The organism is Streptomyces thermocarboxydus (assembly GCF_024760485.1).
In the GTDB taxonomy this organism is placed as follows: Bacteria; Actinomycetota; Actinomycetes; order Streptomycetales; family Streptomycetaceae; genus Streptomyces; species Streptomyces cellulosae.
This window is the reverse complement of record NZ_CP058273.1, coordinates 1,413,123-1,429,438: the sequence shown is the minus strand read 5'-3', so window position 1 is coordinate 1,429,438 and position 16,316 is coordinate 1,413,123. Positions and strand designations below refer to the sequence as shown.

General features: G+C 72.9%; 15 protein-coding genes and 1 pseudogene. 14 read left to right on the top strand and 2 right to left on the bottom strand.

Features of this window, described 5'->3' with window-relative positions:
• Positions 1-46: 46 nt before the first annotated feature.
• The 9 genes and pseudogenes from AY578_RS06720 to AY578_RS06685 all read left to right on the top strand — a co-directional run bounded on the left by AY578_RS06720 (position 47) and on the right by AY578_RS06685 (position 10,480).
• Positions 47-2,104, top strand: coding sequence for a tetratricopeptide repeat protein (locus AY578_RS06720; protein WP_258902170.1), 2,058 nt, complete (start codon positions 47-49; stop codon positions 2,102-2,104).
• A 136-nt stretch (positions 2,105-2,240) separates the two neighbouring features.
• Positions 2,241-3,365: an alanine dehydrogenase gene (gene ald / locus AY578_RS06715; RefSeq protein WP_019522818.1), complete on the top strand. Its 1,125-nt coding sequence runs from the start codon at positions 2,241-2,243 to the stop codon at positions 3,363-3,365.
• Positions 3,366-3,778: 413 nt separating this feature from the next.
• A complete protein-coding gene (locus tag AY578_RS06710) occupies positions 3,779-4,915 on the top strand; it encodes a ParA family protein (protein ID WP_078492773.1) in 1,137 nt (378 codons plus the stop codon).
• Between the two features lie 41 nt (positions 4,916-4,956).
• A pseudogene (locus AY578_RS34020) lies at positions 4,957-5,440 on the top strand (hypothetical protein); the annotation flags it as partial.
• Positions 5,441-5,989: 549 nt separating this feature from the next.
• Positions 5,990-6,889, top strand: coding sequence for a segregation and condensation protein A (locus AY578_RS06705; RefSeq protein ID WP_106432446.1), 900 nt, complete (start codon positions 5,990-5,992; stop codon positions 6,887-6,889).
• Positions 6,886-7,539, top strand: a complete 654-nt coding sequence (scpB, locus tag AY578_RS06700; RefSeq protein ID WP_019522814.1) for an SMC-Scp complex subunit ScpB — start codon at positions 6,886-6,888, stop codon at positions 7,537-7,539. The genes AY578_RS06705 and scpB overlap by 4 nt, the downstream gene beginning before the upstream one ends.
• Positions 7,539-8,654, top strand: coding sequence for a pseudouridine synthase (locus AY578_RS06695; protein ID WP_019522813.1), 1,116 nt, complete (start codon positions 7,539-7,541; stop codon positions 8,652-8,654). The genes scpB and AY578_RS06695 overlap by 1 nt, the downstream gene beginning before the upstream one ends.
• Before the next feature lie 81 nt (positions 8,655-8,735).
• Positions 8,736-9,455: an NUDIX hydrolase gene (locus tag AY578_RS06690; protein ID WP_026243506.1), complete on the top strand. Its 720-nt coding sequence runs from the start codon at positions 8,736-8,738 to the stop codon at positions 9,453-9,455.
• Positions 9,452-10,480 (top strand): ADP-ribosylglycohydrolase family protein, encoded by a 1,029-nt coding sequence (locus AY578_RS06685; protein ID WP_019522811.1) that lies wholly within the window; start codon positions 9,452-9,454, stop codon positions 10,478-10,480. Before AY578_RS06690 ends, AY578_RS06685 begins: the two co-directional genes overlap by 4 nt.
• 4 nt (positions 10,481-10,484) lie before the next feature.
• Here AY578_RS06685 and AY578_RS06680 read toward each other — a convergent pair whose 3' ends face one another.
• Together AY578_RS06680 and AY578_RS06675 are read right to left on the bottom strand one after the other, a co-directional pair.
• Positions 10,485-11,180 (bottom strand): nucleotidyltransferase domain-containing protein, encoded by a 696-nt coding sequence (locus AY578_RS06680; protein WP_215048307.1) that lies wholly within the window; start codon positions 11,178-11,180, stop codon positions 10,485-10,487.
• 22 nt (positions 11,181-11,202) lie between these two features.
• Entirely contained in the window at positions 11,203-11,622 is a 420-nt protein-coding gene (locus AY578_RS06675; RefSeq protein WP_019522809.1) for a Rieske (2Fe-2S) protein, read from the bottom strand.
• A gap of 193 nt (positions 11,623-11,815) precedes the next feature.
• Here AY578_RS06675 and aroH point away from each other — a divergent pair, with 193 nt between their 5' ends.
• The 5 genes from aroH (at position 11,816) to der (ending at position 16,296) form a co-directional block, all read left to right on the top strand.
• Positions 11,816-12,178, top strand: a complete 363-nt coding sequence (gene aroH, locus AY578_RS06670) for a chorismate mutase (RefSeq protein ID WP_019522808.1) — start codon at positions 11,816-11,818, stop codon at positions 12,176-12,178.
• Positions 12,175-13,260 carry a prephenate dehydrogenase gene (locus AY578_RS06665; RefSeq protein WP_019522807.1) on the top strand — a complete coding sequence of 362 codons (1,086 nt, stop codon included), beginning with the start codon at positions 12,175-12,177 and terminating at the stop codon, positions 13,258-13,260. Before aroH ends, AY578_RS06665 begins: the two co-directional genes overlap by 4 nt.
• A 138-nt stretch (positions 13,261-13,398) precedes the next feature.
• Entirely contained in the window at positions 13,399-14,085 is a 687-nt protein-coding gene (gene cmk / locus AY578_RS06660; protein ID WP_019522806.1) for a (d)CMP kinase, read from the top strand.
• Complete coding sequence (locus AY578_RS06655) at positions 14,082-14,741, top strand: lysophospholipid acyltransferase family protein (protein ID WP_136237702.1); 660 nt, start codon at positions 14,082-14,084, stop codon at positions 14,739-14,741. The genes cmk and AY578_RS06655 overlap by 4 nt, the downstream gene beginning before the upstream one ends.
• Positions 14,742-14,805: 64 nt before the next feature.
• Positions 14,806-16,296, top strand: coding sequence for a ribosome biogenesis GTPase Der (gene der, locus AY578_RS06650; protein ID WP_019522804.1), 1,491 nt, complete (start codon positions 14,806-14,808; stop codon positions 16,294-16,296).
• Positions 16,297-16,316 lie beyond the last annotated feature (20 nt).

Genomic DNA, 16,316 nt, shown 5'->3' with positions numbered 1-16,316 from the left:
GGAGACCCGGCGGGCTTGCGCGTGCGGTGGGACGGGAGTGTGGCCCGTGACGGATCAGGCGGTGGACCCGAACGGTGTGCGGCTCCCTCGGGACGCCCGGCCGGAAGGTCGATTCCTGGGCCGTACCAGGGAGTTGAAGGAACTGCGCGCCGACATCGAGCGCGCCGGACTCGACACCCTCTCCGGCCGCAAGGCCCCCCGCGCCCGCGTCCTGCTCATCGCCGGACGCCCCGGATCCGGCCGTTCGGCGCTCGCCGAGGAACTCGTCCGCCAGGTCGCCGCCGACTACCCCGACGGCGTCCTGCGCACCCGGCTCAGCGAGCCCGACGGGACCCCCGTGCCCGTCGGGCGCGCCGCCCGCGACCTTCTCGACGCGCTCGGCGAGCCCGCCCCTGCCGGCGCCCCCGAGGACCAGCTCGGCGAGGCGCTGCGCACCGCCCTCGCCGAGCGCCGCGCGGTGCTCCTGCTCGACGACGCCGCCGACGCCGAGCAGGTCGACGCGCTGCTCCCGGACAACCCCGACTGCCTGGCCGTCGCCGTCTCCTCAGGACCGCTCACCGGCATCGCCGACGTCCGTCCCTGCACCCTCGGCGGCCTCGACACCAAGTCCGGGGTGGAGCTGCTGTCCCGGTTCACCGGCTCGGTGCGCATCACCGTCGACCCCCGGGCCGCCGAACGCCTCGCCGAGCAGTGCCAGGGCCAGCCCGCCGCGCTCGTGCTGGCCGGCGGCTGGCTCGCCGCACGCCCCAAGGCCGCCGTCGCCGACCTCGCCAAACAGCTGCACACCGACCCCGGCGCCGAACCGGTCACCGCCCGGCTGCTGCGGCTGGTGCACGACGCGCTGCCGCAGACCGCCGCCCGCACCCTGCGCCTGCTCGCCCTCGCCCCGGCCGGACTGGCCGACCCGCACACCGCCGCCGCGCTCACCGGCTGCTCGGTGGAGGCCGCGCACACCACCCTCGACGACTTCGCCGCCCACGGTCTGCTGCACTCGGTCGGCTCCTCCCTGCCGCAGTACCGGGTGCCCGGCTGCCTGCACCGTGAGCTGCGCAGGCTCGCCGAGGACCACGAGCGGCCCGCCGAGCTCCAGCTCGCCCGCGCCCGCATGCTGGAGCGCACCGTACGGCTGCTCCAGTCCTGCCGCGCCATCACCGAGACCGACAGCCCCGAGGCCCGCCGGAAGGCCCTCGCCCTGCCGCGTCCCCTGCGGTTCCCCACGCCCCGCGCCGCCGCCGACTGGCTGCGTCTGCGCCGTCCCGCCCTGCTGGCCGCCGCCCGGCTCGCGGTCGCCGACGGGGAGCTGGACACCCTGGCGCGGCGGCTGATGTCCCAGCTGGTGCGGGCCCTGGTCGCCCACTTCGGCACCCGCGCCGCCGCGAGCGACCTCTACGACATCCACAACCTCGTCCTGGACGTCGCCGAGCGCCGCGCGCTGCCCCGCGAGCGGGCCGCCGCCCTGCTCAACCTCGGCGACCTCGACGCCCGCACCGGCCGCACCAGCAAGGCGCTGGCGCGCTACCGGGCCGCCCTGGACGCCGGACGCGAGGCGAACGACCCCTATGCCACCGGGCGCGCGATGGAATCCGTAGGAGGCGCGCACCTGGAGCTGGGCGACTACGACCGGGCGGCGGACTGGTTCGGCCGCGCCCTCGCCGAGCGCCTCGCCCGCGACGAGCGCCCCGAGGCCGCCCGGCTCTACGGCCGCATCGGCGCCGCCCACACCTACGCGGGCCGCTACGGCGAGGCGATGCGCAACTGGCGCGCGGCCGTCGCCGGGCACCGCAGGGACGGGGACGTGGCCGCGCAGGCGCGGGCGTTGAGCGAACTGGGCCGGGTGCAGGAGTACGCGGGGCGGCTGGAGGAGTCGCTGCGTACCTGCCGGGAGGCCGTGGAGTGGGCGCGGCGCGCGGAGGACACCCGGCTGCAGGCCGCGCTGCACCTGCGGCTGGCGGACTCGTACGAGCGTCTCGGGGACCCCGCGTCCGCCGCGCTGCACCGGTCCACGGCCGAGCACATGCTGGCCGAGGAGGCCCCTGAGGGCGACTCCGAGCCGGAACATGGAGCTAACGCCTGCGAAATCCGTAGCGCTTCTGCGGAAGATTGATGCAATGAAAGGCTAGACAGCGGGAACGCCTTCATTAGACTGGCTCTGCCGCACCATCTCCTGCGGTCTCTCCCGGTGTGCCCGTGCGTGCCCGGGTATGTGTAGTTGTATCCCCATACCCTCTGAGCCAAGGACCGTGATCGACGTGAAGGTCGGCATCCCCCGCGAGGTCAAGAACAACGAGTTCCGGGTGGCCATCACCCCCGCCGGCGTGCACGAGCTCGTGCGCCACGGCCACCAGGTCGTCATCGAGCGCGGCGCCGGTGTCGGCTCCTCGATCCCGGACGGCGAGTACATCGCCGCGGGCGGCCAGATCCTGGACACCGCCGACGAGGTCTGGGCCGCCGCCGACCTGCTGCTCAAGGTCAAGGAGCCGGTCGCGGAGGAGTACCACCGCCTGCGCAAGGACCAGACGCTCTTCACCTACCTGCACCTGGCCGCGTCCAAGGAGTGCACGGACGCCCTGCTGGAGTCCGGCACCACCGCCATCGCCTACGAGACCGTCGAGCTGCCCGGCCGCGCACTGCCGCTGCTCGCCCCGATGTCCGAGGTCGCGGGCCGGCTCTCCACCCAGGTCGGCGCCTACCACCTGATGCGCGCCCACGGCGGCCGCGGCGTGCTGCCCGGCGGCGTCCCCGGCGTGCTCGCCGGCCGCGCGGTCGTCATCGGCGCCGGCGTCTCCGGCTGGAACGCCGCGCAGATCGCCATCGGCATGGGCTTCCACGTGACCCTGCTCGACAAGGACATCAACAAGCTCAAGGAGGCCGACAAGGTCTTCGGCACACGCATCCAGACCGTCGTCTCCAACGCCTTCGAGCTGGAGAAGGCCTGCCTGGAGGCCGACCTCGTGATCGGCGCCGTGCTGGTGCCGGGCGCCAAGGCGCCGAAGCTGGTCACCAACGAGCTGGTCTCCCGGATGAAGGCCGGAAGTGTCCTTGTCGACATCGCGATCGACCAGGGCGGCTGCTTCGAGGACTCCCGTCCCACCACGCACGCCGAGCCGACCTTCAAGGTCCACGAGTCGGTCTTCTACTGCGTCGCCAACATGCCCGGCGCGGTGCCCAACACCTCGACCTACGCGCTGACCAACGCGACGCTGCCGTACATCGTCGAACTCGCCAACCGCGGCTGGGTGGAGGCGCTGCGCCGCGACCCGGCGCTCGCCAAGGGTCTCAACACCCATGACGGCAAGGTCGTTTACAAGGAGGTCGCCGAGGCGCACGGTCTCGAGCACGTGGAGCTCGCCTCGCTGCTCGGCTGACCCGCGCACGACGCCAAGTCGACCAAGTCACGGACTCGTCAAGGCGATACGTCAACTCGGGGCGTCAACCTCTCGCACCTGGCCGGACCTTGGATGCCAAGGTTCGGCCAGATGTGTGTATGGTCACGTCCTGATTCAGGGACAACTCGCCTCGAACGTAACCGTTCTACCGATTCGTACACCTGTGAATCCTGCCGTGCGACGGCTGTACGCCCTTGACAGAGGCGTGTTTCATTACCGACACATCGTGCCGGGTCCGGCGGATTGTGTTGCTGCGGACGGCCGACACGCCATAGAGTCGCCAACCGTCGGCATGGTGCCACGCTGACCTGTCTAGAAGTTTCCTGGTCACCAAGGAGGTAAGACGACTTGTGAATGAGTCGACATTTACTCCCGGGGGTGGTCAACCAGGAATGCCTGCGCCGGGCCAGGGGTCCGCGGGATTCGCTGCTGTCGGCTCCGTCGCTGTGCGCACCTTCGCAGCCCACCAGAGTCACGCAACTCCAGGAGTGACTCACCCAGCACACCAGAGCATGGATGGCCATCACGTGAACGCCATGGCCGGCGACGGAAGTGGCGCGCCCCACAACCATTTCGCCGACTACGACGAACTGCCCGAGGGGCACTTCTACGACCCCGACGCCGAGTACGAGCCCGATCCGGAGTACGCGGCCACGCTCGCGCCCGACGCGGCACGCCAGCGCCGTGAGCGCATCGGCCCGACCGGACGCCCGCTGCCGTACTTCCCGATCCCGGGCCCGCTGACCGACCACGGCCCCGCGAAGATCATCGCGATGTGCAACCAGAAGGGCGGCGTCGGCAAGACCACGTCGACCATCAACCTGGGCGCCGCGCTCGCGGAGTACGGACGCCGGGTGCTGCTCGTGGACTTCGACCCGCAGGGCGCGCTGTCGGTCGGACTCGGCGTCAACCCGATGGAGCTCGACCTCACCGTCTACAACCTGCTCATGGAGCGGGGCATGGCGGCCGACGAGGTGCTGCTGAAGACTGCGGTCCCCAACATGGACCTGCTGCCCAGCAACATCGACCTGTCGGCGGCCGAGGTGCAGCTGGTGAGCGAGGTCGCGCGCGAGTCGACGCTGCAGCGGGCGCTGAAGCCGCTGATGGACGACTACGACTACATCGTGATCGACTGTCAGCCCTCGCTCGGCCTGCTCACCGTCAACGCGCTGACCGCCGCGCACAAGGTGATCGTGCCGCTGGAGTGCGAGTTCTTCGCGCTGCGCGGTGTCGCCCTGCTGACCGAGACGATCGAGAAGGTCCAGGAGCGGCTCAACCCGGAGCTGGAGCTCGACGGGATCCTCGCCACCATGTACGACTCGCGCACGGTGCACAGCCGTGAGGTGCTCGCGCGGGTGGTCGAGGCGTTCGACGACCACGTCTACCACACCGTCATCGGACGCACGGTCCGCTTCCCGGAGACCACGGTCGCCGGTGAGCCGATCACCACGTACGCGTCCAACTCCGTCGGCGCCGCCGCCTACCGTCAGCTCGCCAGGGAGGTGCTCGCCCGGTGTCACGCCGAGTGAGTCTGCCGGGGGCCGACGAACTCTTCCGTACGACAGGGGGGATGGCGCTGCAGGCGTCCACCCCCAGGCGCGCCGCCGGCGACGCCCGGGTCCCCGCCCCCGCGGGGGAGGGGGACGCGGCCGCGGCCGCCCACGAGGACGCGCCGCAGTCGGTGCCCGTGCAGGGCGGGACGGCGAGGGCGCGGAGCACGCCGCGGCGGACGTGGAGCCCGCGAGGCCGGGGAGTCCGCAGTCGGGGCGGCGCACGGCGTGCGCCGGCGTCCGCGGACGGCCGGCCGCCGCGGGCCCCGCGCAAGCGGGGACGCCGCCACGGCGGCCAGCGGCCGCGAACGGCACGACGAGAAGATCACCGTGTACGTCTCGCCGAGGAGCTGATGGACCTCGAGCACGCGCGCCTGGTCCTGCGCGGCGAGCACGGCCTCGCCGTTCGACCGCGGGCGCATCGTCCGCGAGGCGGTCGCCGTGGTCCTCGCGGACCTGGAGAGCCGCGGGGACGCCAGCATCCTCGTACGACGGCCTGCGGGGACGGTAGCGGTAGCCTGCGGGGGCCATGACCTCGAACGACGCAGCCGCCCCGGCCACGCCGCCGCCCCCTGGGCCGCGTCCGCGGCGATTCCCCTCGCCGGGAGGGTGCTGCGCAGGACGCCTCGGCCGAGGCCGCGCCGCTGTCACACCGGAGGCGCCCGCCGCGGACGTCCCGCCTCCGGAGAGCGGAGCCCGGCCCGAGCCGGCGGCCGCCAGCCGCGCCCGCCGACGCGGAGACGCGCCCCTGGTGCGTCACTCACGAGCCGCTCGGCGCGCCTGCTGATCAGCGGGCCGCCGGCCGGCGCCGGGGCTGAGCCGCCGAGCACGGACGCGGCACCCACGCTTCGGCGGCCGTGCCGCCGGCGAGCAGGCGGGACACCGGCCCGCCGACGCGGCACCCACCGCTTCGGCGCCGCCGCCGGCGAGCACGCGGACACCGGCCGCGGATGCCGGTACGCCTCCCGTCGCGCCCGGCGCGTCGCCGGCCGCGTCGGGCGCGTCGGACGCGGTCGCGCCGCCCGCGGTGCCTTCCAGGCGACCGACGCCGCCGTGCGGGCCGCGCGCACTGGCGCGTCCGGCGGTGCGCGGGAGGGCGGCGGCTCCGGGGGCGAGGCGTCCGACGGCGAGGGCGACCCCGGGGACGGGCGGTTCACGGTCCGGCTGGCGAACTTCGAGGGGCCCTTCGATCTGCTGCTGCAGCTGATCGCCAAGCACAAGCTGGACGTCACCGAGGTCGCCCTGTCCAAGGTGACCGACGAGTTCATGGCGTACATCCGGGCCCTGGGGCCGGACTGGGACCTGGACGAGACGACCGAGTTCCTTGTCGTCGCCGCCACCTTGCTCGACCTCAAGGCGGCCCGGCTGCTGCCCGCCGCCGAGGTTGAGGACGAGGGCGACCTCGCCCTGCTGGAGGCGCGCGACCTGCTGTTCGCGCGGCTGCTGCAGTACCGCGCGTACAAGCAGATCGCCGACATCTTCAGCCGGCGGCTGGACGACGAGGCGCGCCGGTTCCCCCGTACCGTCGGGCTGGAGCCGCACCACGCCGAGCTGCTGCCGGACGTGGTCATCAGCATTGGGCCCGAGGGGTTCGCCAAGCTGGCCGTCAAGGCGATGCAGCCCAAGCCCAGGCCGCAGGTGTACGTCGACCACATCCACGCGCCGCTGGTCAGCGTGCAGGAGCAGGCCGGGATCGTCGTCGCGCGGCTCAAGGAGCTGGGCGAGGCCGGCTTCCGGGCGCTCGTCGAGGACACCGACGACATCCTGACCGTCGTCGCCCGCTTCCTCGCCCTGCTGGAGCTGTACCGCGAGAAGGCCGTCGCCCTCGACCAGGAGACCGCGCTTGGCGAGCTGACCGTGCGCTGGACGGGCGGCGACGGGGACGCCGTACCCGCCGTCACCGACGAGTTCGACCGGCCGCCCGAGCAGCCCCAGGAGGAGAGGACACCGTGAGCGAGGACACGAGCGGCGCCCCGGCCGGGGCCGGCGGGGTCGCGGAGCTCGACCTGAAGCCGGCTCTCGAGGCCGTGCTGATGGTCGTGGACGAGCCCGCGACCGAGGAGCACCTGGCGAAGATCCTGGAGCGCCCGAAGCGGCAGGTCGCCGACGCCCTGCGGGAGCTGGCCGACGAGTACACCGTGCAGGGCCGCGGCTTCGAGCTGCGCAGGGTCGCCGGCGGCTGGCGTTTCTACACCCGCCCCGAGTACGCCGCCGCCGTCGAGGGCTTCGTCCTGGACGGCCAGCAGGCCCGCCTCACCCAGGCCGCGCTGGAGACCCTCGCGGTCGTCGCGTACCGCCAGCCTGTCAGCCGCAGCAGGGTCTCCGCGGTGCGCGGGGTCAACTGCGACGGCGTGATGCGCACCCTCCTCCAGCGGGGTCTGATCGAGGAGGCGGGCACGGAACCCGAAACAGGTGCGATCCTGTACACGACGACGAACTACTTCCTGGAGCGGATGGGCCTGCGCGGTCTGGACGAGCTCCCGGAGCTCGCGCCCTTCCTCCCGGAGGCGGAGGCGATCGAGGCCGAGACACTGGAAGGAGTCCCGTCGTTCGATCCGGACGCCCCGGATTCCGAGGACGCAGACGACAAGACGGAATTTTGATGCGAAGCAGCAGCGGCAGGAACAGCAGCGGAAACAACGGCGGGAGCCGTGGTGGCAACAGCGGCGGCCGCGGCGGGAGCGGCGGTGGCCGCGGTAACCACCGCGGCGCCGGCAACAACCGTGACGACCGGCAGGGCGGCCGTCCGAAGAAGCCGCGCCCGGAGGAGCGGCGCTACGACGTGGGCCCCGGCGCCTCCCAGGAGGGACCCAAGTCGGGTCGCGGCCCCGGGGCGCGCGGCGGCGCCAAGGGCGGGCCGAAGAAGCCCCTGCAGCGGGGCCGGTCGGTCCCGGCGACGTCCCGCGAGTACGAGGCGAGGGCCGAGGAGCGCAACCGGGAGCGGTACGCGGGCAGGAAGGACGTCAAGCTGCCCAAGACCTTCCCCGGCGCCGAGCAGGAGGGCGAGCGGCTGCAGAAGGTGCTCGCCCGGGCCGGCTACGGCTCGCGGCGCGCCTGCGAGGAACTGATCGACCAGGCGAGGGTCGAGGTCAACGGCGAGATCGTGCTGGAGCAGGGCAAGCGGGTCGACCCGGAGAAGGACGAGGTCAAGGTCGACGGCCTGACCGTGGCGACGCAGTCGTACCAGTTCTTCTCGCTGAACAAGCCCGCCGGCGTCGTCTCCACCATGGAGGACCCGGAGGGCCGCCAGTGCCTCGGTGACTACGTCACCAACCGCGAGACCCGGCTCTTCCACGTCGGCCGGCTCGACACCGAGACCGAGGGCGTCATCCTGCTCACCAACCACGGCGAGCTGGCGCACCGGCTGACCCACCCCAAGTACGGGGTGAAGAAGACCTACCTCGCGCACATCGTCGGGCCCATCCCGCGCGACCTGGGCAAGCGGCTCAAGGACGGCATCCAGCTCGAGGACGGGTACGCCCGCGCCGACCACTTCCGCGTGGTGGAGCAGACCGGCAAGAACTACCTCGTCGAGGTGACCCTGCACGAGGGCCGCAAGCACATCGTGCGCCGCATGCTCGCGGAGGCCGGGTTCCCGGTCGACAAGCTGGTGCGCACGGCCTTCGGTCCGATCACCCTGGGCGACCAGAAGTCGGGCTGGCTGCGGCGGCTGTCGAACACCGAGGTCGGCATGCTGATGAAGGAGGTCGACCTCTAGGCCGGTCCCCGCACCCTTGTGCTTGCGCACCACCACCCCCTTTAATAGTCACACCGACTATTAAAGGGGGTGGCGGTCGTCGTGGACGGCTACGACAAGCACGCCTTCGAGCCCTTCGCCGTGACCGTCGACCTCGCCGTGTTCACGATCCGCGAGGCCGCGCTGCACGTCCTGCTCGTCGAACGCGGCCAGGAGCCGTACGCCGGCCGCTGGGCGCTTCCCGGAGGCTTCCTGCGGCCCGACGAGTCCGCGGAGCGCGCCGCCCGGCGCGAACTGGGCGAGGAGACCGGTCTGACCGACGTCACCGGGCTGCACCTGGAGCAGCTGCGCACCTACAGCGAACCCGGCCGCGACCCCCGCATGCGCGTGGTGTCCGTCGCCTTCGCCGCGCTGCTGCCCGACGCCCCCGAGGCGCACGGCGGCGGCGACGCGGCCCAGGCCCGCTGGACCCCCTGCGAGGCGGCCCGGGACCTAGCCTTCGACCACGACCGGATCCTCGCCGACGCGCGGGACCGGATCGGCGCCAAGCTCGAGTACACGGGCCTCGCCACCGCCTTCTGCCCGCCGGAGTTCACCCTGGGCGAGCTCCAGCAGGTCTACGAGACCGTCTGGGGCACGGCCCTGGACCGCCCCAACTTCCGGCGCAAGGTCCTCGCCACCCCCGGCTTCGTCGAAGCGGTCCCCGGCGCCGCGCGCCTCACCGGCGGCCGGGGCAAACCCGCCGCGCTCTACCGCGCGGGCCCCGCCGCCGCCCTCCACCCGCCGCTGCTCCGGCCCACCACGGAAGGACGTCCCGCATGACCACGACCACCGTCACCAAACGCGCCGCTACCGGAGCGCTCACCGGACTCGCCCTGGGGGACGCGCTGGGCTTCCCCACCGAGTTCAAGGACGTCCCCTCGATCCTCGCCACGTACGGCGACTGGCGCTCCCTGGAGCTGCCGGAGCCGGCGATCGTCACCGACGACACGCAGATGACCCTCGCCCTCGGGAGGGGCCTGCGCACCGCCATGGACCGGGGGACGCTCGGCCCGAAGCGCCTCGAACGGCCGGTGCGCGAGGAGTTCGTGGAGTGGTGGCGCTCCCCGGAGAACAACCGCGCCCCCGGCAACACCTGCCTGCGCGCCTGCCACCTGCTGTCCGGTGACGAACGCCCCTGGCAGGACGCCAGCCAGATCCACTCCAAGGGCTGCGGCGCCAACATGCGCGTCGCCCCCGTCGGCCTGGCCCCCGGGCTCACCGACGCACAGCGTGCAGGCGCCGCCCAGTTGCAGTCCGCCCTCACCCACGGCCACCCCACCGCGCTCGCCGCCTCCGACCTCACCGCCCACGCCGTACGGCTGCTCGCCGAGGGCGCCGAACCGGCCGGCCTGATCGGCCTCTTGCGCTCCTATGCCTATGAGAACCGCACCCGCTACCACGAGTCCTGGCTCGGCGACCTGTGGACCCGCGCCGGGGACGCCTCCCCGGAGCACTTCATCGCGCGCGGCTGGGACGAGTGCCTGGAGATCCTGGGGCGTCTCCAGGAGGCCGTGCGGACCGTCTCGCCGGAGACCGACCCGTGCAGGGCCACCGGCGAGGGCTGGGTCGCCGAGGAGGCCCTGGCGACCGGCCTGCTCTGCTTCCTGCTCTTCGTCGACGAGCCGGTGACGGCCCTGCGCCGCGCCGCCTGCACCTCCGGCGACTCCGACTCCATCGCCTGCCTCGCCGGGGCCTTCGCGGGCGCCTACCTCGGCGCGGACGCCTGGCCCGCCGAGTGGGCGTCCCGCATCGAGTACCGCGACGAACTGGTGACCCTGGGCACGCTCTGGGACGCCCGCCCCTGATCGGTCACGCGGCCCTGAGGGCCGAGGCGCGGCGGGTGCGGGTGCGGGTGAGGAAGTCCTCCACCCGCCGCCGGTCCGGCTCCTGGGGGAGCGGACTGTGGGCCGCCGCCTCCCCGGCCTCCCGGACCAGGCGGTTCATACGGGCCTCCGCCTCGGGCCACGGCACCTTGCCGCGCTTCACCTCCAGCAGCTCCTCGCGGCGGTCGCCCACGTCCACCGTGAGGACGCCCGTGCGCAGCAGGTCTCGGGCGGTCATCAGCAGGCGGAGCAGGTGCATGGCGTGCTTCCAGCGCGGGGCGCCGTGGGTGCGGACGTCGGCGTCCAGCTTGCGGCGCTGGCCGTGGGCGTACCGGACGAACGTCTCGTGGACCCCGCGGAAGAGGAACGCGTCGCGCAGCGCCAGCAGCTCGCGGCCGGTGGCGTCGGCGTACTCGACGAGCGGGGAGTGCAGGCACTCCAGGATGTTGGGATTGCCGCGCAGGGCCAGCTCGCAGAAGCGCTCCAGTTCCCAGCTGAACTGCTCATCGGCCGGCCCCTCGACGTGCGTGGGCGGCTTCTCGAAGCGCCAGAACAAGGGAGTGGGCGCCAGGAACACGCCCCTGCGGTCGGTGTCGCTGGCCTCCGTGGCCAGACCGAAGGCACGCGAGCCCATGACACAGGCGTAGATCGTGTGGTCCGTCACCAGGCTCTCGGGGCGCATGCCCGGGAGCGTACGCGGCGGATCACGCCCGGCGGATGGTATTTCCGTCCACCGTGATCCGCTCCTCGGGCAGCGGCCGGGTCGCCGGGCCGTGGGCCACCGAACCGTCGGCGACGCGGAAGCGGCTGCCGTGGCAGGGACAGTTGATCGTGCCGTCCGCGACCTCGGAGACCAGGCATTGCTGGTGCGTGCAGATCGCGGAGAACGCCTTGAAGCGCCCCTGTTCGGGCTGGGTGACCACGATCTTGTCGTCCGGGAGGATCTTCCCCCCGCCCACCGGGACGTCTGCGGCCGGGAGGAGCTCCTGCCCGGGGCTCGCCTCCGCCGCCGAGGTGTCCGCGGAGGTGTCGCCCCCGCCGTAACCGTCGGATCCGCAGCCCGCGCTCAGCGCCGCCGCTCCCGGGACCAGCAGAACGGTCCGCCTCGTCGCCCGTGTCGTCATGTCGTCACTCCCTGGATCGCCGTCGTCGCATCCTGACACCGAATACCGCCCAGGAGAAGTAAAAACCGGCACAACGTCACCCATCACGCATATCGCCCGTCTCACCGGGCGGGCGCCCCGCGCCGCCCCGGCCCGCTCCTGGCTACGCTGGACGACCGAACAGCCTTTACGCACGTGAGCGAGGAGCATCGTCGTGGCGGTACGCGCGGTCCGGGGGGCCGTCCAGCTGGAACGGGACGAGGCCGGACACATGGAGGAGCGGGTGGGAGCCCTGCTCACCGAGGTGCTGGAACGCAACGGACTGCACACCGACGACCTGATCAGCATCTGGTTCACCGCGACGCCCGACCTGCACTCCGACTTCCCGGCCGCCGCCGCCCGCAAGCTGGGCATCGCCGACGTGCCCCTCATCTGCGCGCAGGAACTCGACATCGAGGGCGCCATGCCCCGCGTCGTCCGCCTCCTCGCGCACATCGAGTCGGACCGGCCCCGCTCCGACATCGCCCACGTCTACCTCGGCGCCGCGGCCGCCCTCCGCAAGGACATCGCCCAGTGAGAACCGCCCTCGTCATCGGCACCGGACTGATCGGCACGTCCGCCGCCCTCGCCCTGTCCCAGCGGGGCGTCACCGTCCACCTCGCCGACCACGACCCCGAGCAGGCCCGCACCGCCGCCGCCCTCGGCGCCGGCACCGACCAGGCGCCCGAAGGCCCCGTGGACCTCGCCGTCGTCGCCGCCCCGCCCGCGCACGTCGCCGACGTACTGGCCGACGCCATGCGGCGCGGCGTCGCCCGCGGCTACATCGACGTCGCCAGCGTCAAGGGCGGCCCCCGCCGCGAGCTCCAGGCACGCGGACTCGACCTCACCCCCTACCTCGGCACCCACCCCATGTCCGGGCGGGAGAAGTCCGGCCCGCTCGCCGCCACCGGCGACCTCTTCGAGGGCCGCCCCTGGGTGCTCACCCCCACCCGCGACACCGACACCGAGGTCCTCAACCTCGCCCTGGAACTGGTGTCGCACTGCCGTGCCGTGCCGGTCGTCATGGACGCCGACGCCCACGACCGCGCCGTGGCCCTCGTCTCCCACATGCCGCACCTGGTGTCCAGCATGGTCGCCGCCCGCCTGGAGAACGCCGACGAGGCCGCCGTACGGCTGTGCGGGCAGGGCATCCGCGACGTGACCCGGATCGCCGCCTCCGACCCGCGGATGTGGATCGACATCCTCTCAGCCAACCCCGGACCGGTCGCCGACCTGCTCACCGACGTCGCCGCCGACCTGGAGGAGACCGTCCGCGCCCTGCGCGCCCTGGAGTCCTCCGACGAGCACAAGCGCCGCGAGGGCGCCACCGGCATCGAGGACATGCTGCGCCGCGGCAACGCCGGCCAGGTCCGCGTCCCCGGCAAGCACGGCTCCGCCCCGCGCGTCTACGAGACCGTCGCCGTGCTCATCGACGACCAGCCGGGCCAGCTCGCCCGCATCTTCGCCGACGCCGAGCGCGCCGGGGTCAACATCGAGGACGTCCGCATCGAGCACGCCACCGGACAGCAGGCCGGCCTCATCCAGCTCATGGTCGAGCCCAAGGCCGCCCCCGTCCTCACGGCCGCGCTGCGGGAGCGGGGCTGGGCGATCCGGCAGTGACCCCCGTCTCCCCGCCCGTCCCCGCGGGCGGGGGAGGGCGTCCGCATGTCGGAGGGGTTCCCGGGAGCCAGTAATCTGGTGCGGGGCGTGTCCACGCCCCGCACACCCCACCCCACCGCACCAGGAAGGTGTTCCTCCGTGGAAAACGGCGCCGCCAAGCCCGTGATCGTCGCCATCGACGGTCCCTCCGGCACGGGCAAGTCGAGCACGTCGAAGGCCGTGGCGGCGCAGCTAGGCCTGAGCTACCTGGACACCGGCGCCCAGTACCGGGCGATCACCTGGTGGATGGTGAACAACGGCATCGACATAGCGGACCCGTCCGCGGTCGCCGCCGCGGCCGCCAAGCCCGAGATCCTCTCCGGCACCGACCCGGCGAACCCGACGATCACCGTCGACGGCGTGGACGTGGCCGGACCGATCCGCGAGCAGGACGTCACCTCCAAGGTCAGCGCCGTCAGCGCGGTCCCCGAGGTGCGTGCCCGGATCACGGAGCTGCAGCGGACCATCGCCGCGTCCGCCGTCACCGGCATCGTCGTCGAGGGCCGCGACATCGGCACCACGGTGCTCCCCGACGCCGACCTGAAGATCTTCCTCACGGCCTCCCCGGAGGCGCGCGCCGCCCGCCGCAGCGGCGAGCTCAAGGGCGCCGACCTGCACACCACCCGCGAGGCCCTGGTCAAGCGGGACGCGGCCGACTCCAGCCGCAAGACCTCCCCCCTGGCCAAGGCCGACGACGCGGTCGAGGTGGACACCACCGACCTGACCCTGCAGCAGGTCGTCGAGTGCGTCGTCACCCTCGTCGAGGAGAAGCGGGCGGGGAAGTGACCGACGTTCCCACCGAGCGGGGCGCCGAGGTCGGGCGGCGCATCGGCGTCGGCCTGATGTACGGGCTGTGGAAGCCGCGGGTGCTGGGCTCCTGGCGGGTCCCCGCGGCCGGCCCGGCGATCCTCGCGGTGAACCACTCGCACAACATAGACGGCCCGATGGTCATGGGCGTGGCGCCCCGGCCGACGCACTTCCTGATCAAGAAGGAGGCGTTCGTCGGCCCCCTCGACCCGTTCCTGACCGGCATCGGCCAGGTCAAGGTCGACCGGCACTCCACCGACCGCACGGCCATCGCGCGGGCGCTGGGCGTGCTGGAGCAGGGCGGCGTCCTCGGCATCTTCCCCGAGGGCACCCGCGGCGAGGGCGACTTCGCCTCGATCCGCGCCGGGCTCGCGTACTTCGCGGTCCGCAGCGGGGCGCCGATCGTCCCGGTGGCCGTCCTGGGAAGTTCCGACCGGCCCGGCCGGTTGATAAAGGCACTGCCCCCGCTGCGCTCCCGCGTCGACGTCGTCTTCGGCGACCCGTTCGACGCGGGCGACGGCAGCGGGAGACGTACGCGCAAGGCGCTCGACGAGGCCACGGCACGCATCCAGAAGCAGCTCACCGCTCACCTGGAAAACGCCAGGCGTCTCACCGGCCGCCGAGCGACACTTTGAGTAGTGGATCTCCGCCCCGCGGGGCTCCACCGATCACCACGATGAACGACGAGGTACGGACTTCATGAACGACCACATCGAGCCCGGCGGCTCGGACGCGCACGACGCTGCGCACGAGCACGATCACGGGGCGCTGGGCGATGCCGAGTTCGCGGAGTTCATGGAGCTCGCCGCGGAGGAGGGCTTCGACCTCGAGGACGTCGAGGGCGCCATCGAGGCGGCGGGCCACGGCCCGCTCCCGGTGCTCGCCGTCGTCGGCCGCCCCAATGTCGGCAAGTCGACCCTGGTGAACCGGATCATCGGCCGCCGCGAGGCGGTCGTCGAGGACAAGCCGGGCGTCACCCGCGACCGGGTCACCTACGAGGCCGAGTGGGCGGGCCGCCGCTTCAAGGTCGTCGACACCGGCGGCTGGGAGCAGGACGTCCTCGGCATCGACGCCTCCGTCGCCGCCCAGGCCGAGTACGCCATCGACGCCGCCGACGCGGTCGTCTTCGTGGTGGACGCCAAGGTCGGCGCCACCGACACCGACGAGGCCGTCGTGCGCCTGCTGCGCAAGGCGGGCAAGCCGGTCGTGCTGTGCGCCAACAAGGTGGACGGCCCGAGCGGCGAGGCCGACGCGGCCTACCTGTGGTCCTTGGGCCTGGGTGAGCCGTACCCGGTCTCCGCGCTGCACGGCCGCGGCACCGGCGACATGCTGGACCAGGTCCTCGAGGTGCTGCCCGAGGCGCCCGCGCAGACCTTCGGCACGGCCGTCGGCGGCCCCCGCCGCGTCGCCCTCATCGGCAGGCCCAACGTCGGCAAGTCCTCGCTGCTGAACAAGGTCGCGGGGGAGGAGCGGGTCGTCGTCAACGAACTCGCCGGCACCACCCGCGACCCGGTCGACGAGATGATCGAACTGGGCGGCAAGACCTGGAAGTTCGTCGACACGGCGGGCATCCGCAAGCGGGTCCACCTCCAGCAGGGCGCCGACTACTACGCCTCGCTGCGCACCGCCGCGGCCGTCGAGAAGGCGGAGGTGGCCGTCGTCCTCATCGACGCCGCCGAGTCCATCTCCGTGCAGGACCAGCGCATCGTCACCATGGCCGTCGAGGCGGGCCGCGCGCTCGTCCTCGCCTTCAACAAGTGGGACACCCTCGACGAGGAGCGCCGCTACTACCTGGAGCGCGAGATCGAGACGGAGCTCGGCCAGGTCGCCTGGGCGCCCCGGGTCAACGTCTCGGCGCGCACCGGCCGGCACATGGAGAAGCTGGTCCCGGCGATCGAGACGGCTCTCGCCGGCTGGGAGACCCGGGTCCCGACGGGCCGCCTGAACGCCTTCCTCGGCGAGCTGGTCGCCGCCCACCCGCACCCGGTGCGGGGCGGCAAGCAGCCGCGCATCCTGTTCGGCACCCAGGCCGGCACCAGGCCGCCGCGGTTCGTGCTGTTCGCCTCCGGCTTCATCGAGGCGGGCTACCGCCGCTTCATCGAGCGCCGGCTGCGTGAGGAGTTCGGCTTCGAGGGCACGCCGATCCACATCTCGGTGCGGGTGCGAGAGAAGCGCGGACGCAAGAAGTAGCCGTCCATGGCGAAGGGGCG

What these genes read in the sequence shown, in the direction of transcription:
- der (WP_019522804.1), top strand. Translation starts at nt 14,806, where the DNA reads ATGAACGACCACATCGAGCCCGGCGGCTCGGACGCGCACGACGCTGCG.
- AY578_RS06675 (WP_019522809.1), bottom strand. Translation starts at nt 11,622, where the DNA reads ATGACGACACGGGCGACGAGGCGGACCGTTCTGCTGGTCCCGGGAGCG.
- AY578_RS06685 (WP_019522811.1), top strand. Translation starts at nt 9,452, where the DNA reads ATGACCACGACCACCGTCACCAAACGCGCCGCTACCGGAGCGCTCACC.
- AY578_RS06710 (WP_078492773.1), top strand. Translation starts at nt 3,779, where the DNA reads ATGCCTGCGCCGGGCCAGGGGTCCGCGGGATTCGCTGCTGTCGGCTCC.
- AY578_RS06680 (WP_215048307.1), bottom strand. Translation starts at nt 11,180, where the DNA reads ATGCGCCCCGAGAGCCTGGTGACGGACCACACGATCTACGCCTGTGTC.
- AY578_RS06695 (WP_019522813.1), top strand. Translation starts at nt 7,539, where the DNA reads ATGCGAAGCAGCAGCGGCAGGAACAGCAGCGGAAACAACGGCGGGAGC.